The sequence below is a fragment of the Sphingopyxis sp. genome, assembly GCF_036675685.1.
Classification (GTDB): Bacteria; Pseudomonadota; Alphaproteobacteria; order Sphingomonadales; family Sphingomonadaceae; genus Sphingopyxis.
The window spans coordinates 1-1,562 of the sequence record NZ_JAKFEM010000039.1; the positions used below are offsets into that span (position 1 = coordinate 1).

Consider the following 1,562-nt stretch of genomic DNA (forward strand, 5'->3'; position numbering starts at 1 on the left):
TGCGGGCACGACCTTGTTGACGACTTCCTCTGCCGCCACCGCCAGCGCGTCGCCGCGGTAGGCGACCCGCGCGCAGATGTCGTGCGCGACCGCCGCACGGATGTAGAACTCGCCCCAGCCGGTCCCGGACACGCCGCATCGCTCGTCGGCGTAAGTGCCGGCGCCGATCACCGGCGAATCGCCGATCCGGTTCCAGCGCTTGTTGGTCATGCCGCCGGTCGAGGTCGCGGCGGCGATGTGGCCGTGCGCGTCGAGCGCGACCGCACCGACCGTGCCGAAGTAGGCACCCTCGACGGTGGGAACGGCCGCCGACTTCGATGCCTCCTCGCGCGCCTGGGCCTTGTCCAGCTGTTGTCGGCGTTGCGGCGTGTCGAACCAGTCGTTCGGCACGCGGGCGATCTCGGGCCGCGTATCGGCGAACTTTTCGGCACCGACGCCAGCCAGCATCACGTGCACCGAATGCTCCATCACCGCACGCGCCAACCGGATCGGATTGCGCACCGTGGTCACGCCGGCAACCGCACCGGCGCGACGCGTATGGCCTTCCATCACCGAGGCATCGAGCTGGTGGCCGCCATCGGCATCGAACACCGCGCCCTTGCCGGCATTGAAGCGCGGCGAGTCCTCCAGCACCACGATCACCGCCTCGACCGCATCGAGCGCGTTGCCACCGTTCGACAGGATCGCGTTGCCCGCATCGAGCGCACGCTCCAGGTCGGCGCGGATCGCGCGTTCGTCGTCGGCCGACAGCGCACTGCGTTCGATCACCCCGGCGCCGCCGTGGATCACGAGCGCGGTTCCTGGCTTGTCTTCAGCGCGTGCAGTCATGGCGGCAAATATCAACAGGAGGACGGGAAGGCGACGCATGGCGGGCTCCGTGATTCATCGATCCAAGCATATGCCTTTCCGGCTTTTTTCTGTTCAAGACGATGAACGACCGAGATGCCCCCAACCCGGAGGGCGGCGTGCATGGATGCACGCCGTTTCCCGACCGAGCCGGGATGGCGAGTCGGAAAATGCTGCGCCGCTCAGCCGCCGACGCGCTTTTGACTTCCACATGGCACTTTCTTTTGGTGACTTTTCCTTGTGCCCGCAAAGAAAAGTTACCCGCCCGCAGGGCGGAAGCCCTGTTCTTTGAAGACGTTGCAAAGTCACTGGATTCCTGCTCGCAGAAACGACGGGCAAAAAACTACTGCTGCCGCAACGCCTCGATCGGATCCAGCAACGACGCCTTCCGCGCCGGGTAATACCCGAAGAACAACCCGGTCGCGATCGAGAAGCCCGCCGCCAGCCCGATCACCTTGCCGTTCAACGCCACCGGCAGCGAACCCAGCTTGCCCACCAGCAATGCCCCGACGATCCCCAGCGCAATCCCGATCACGCCGCCGATCAGCGAGATCAACATCGCCTCGGCGAGGAACTGCCGGCGGATATCGCCTGGCCCGGCGCCGACGGCCATGCGCAGGCCGATCTCGCGGATCCGCTCGGTCACCGACACCAGCATGATGTTCATGATGCCGATGCCGCCGACGATCAGCGAAATGCCCGCGACCGCGCCCAGC

General features: G+C 66.2%; 2 protein-coding genes. Both read right to left on the bottom strand.

All coding sequences use genetic code 11. The features are described from left to right. The coding region (locus tag V6M50_RS15805) for an isoaspartyl peptidase/L-asparaginase family protein (RefSeq protein WP_332819539.1) at positions 1-867 on the bottom strand (867 nt) is incomplete at its 3' end. A gap of 322 nt (positions 868-1,189) precedes the next feature. Then, positions 1,190-1,562, bottom strand: a 373-nt coding sequence (locus tag V6M50_RS15810; protein WP_332819540.1) for an ABC transporter permease, incomplete at its 5' end; no start/stop codon positions are given.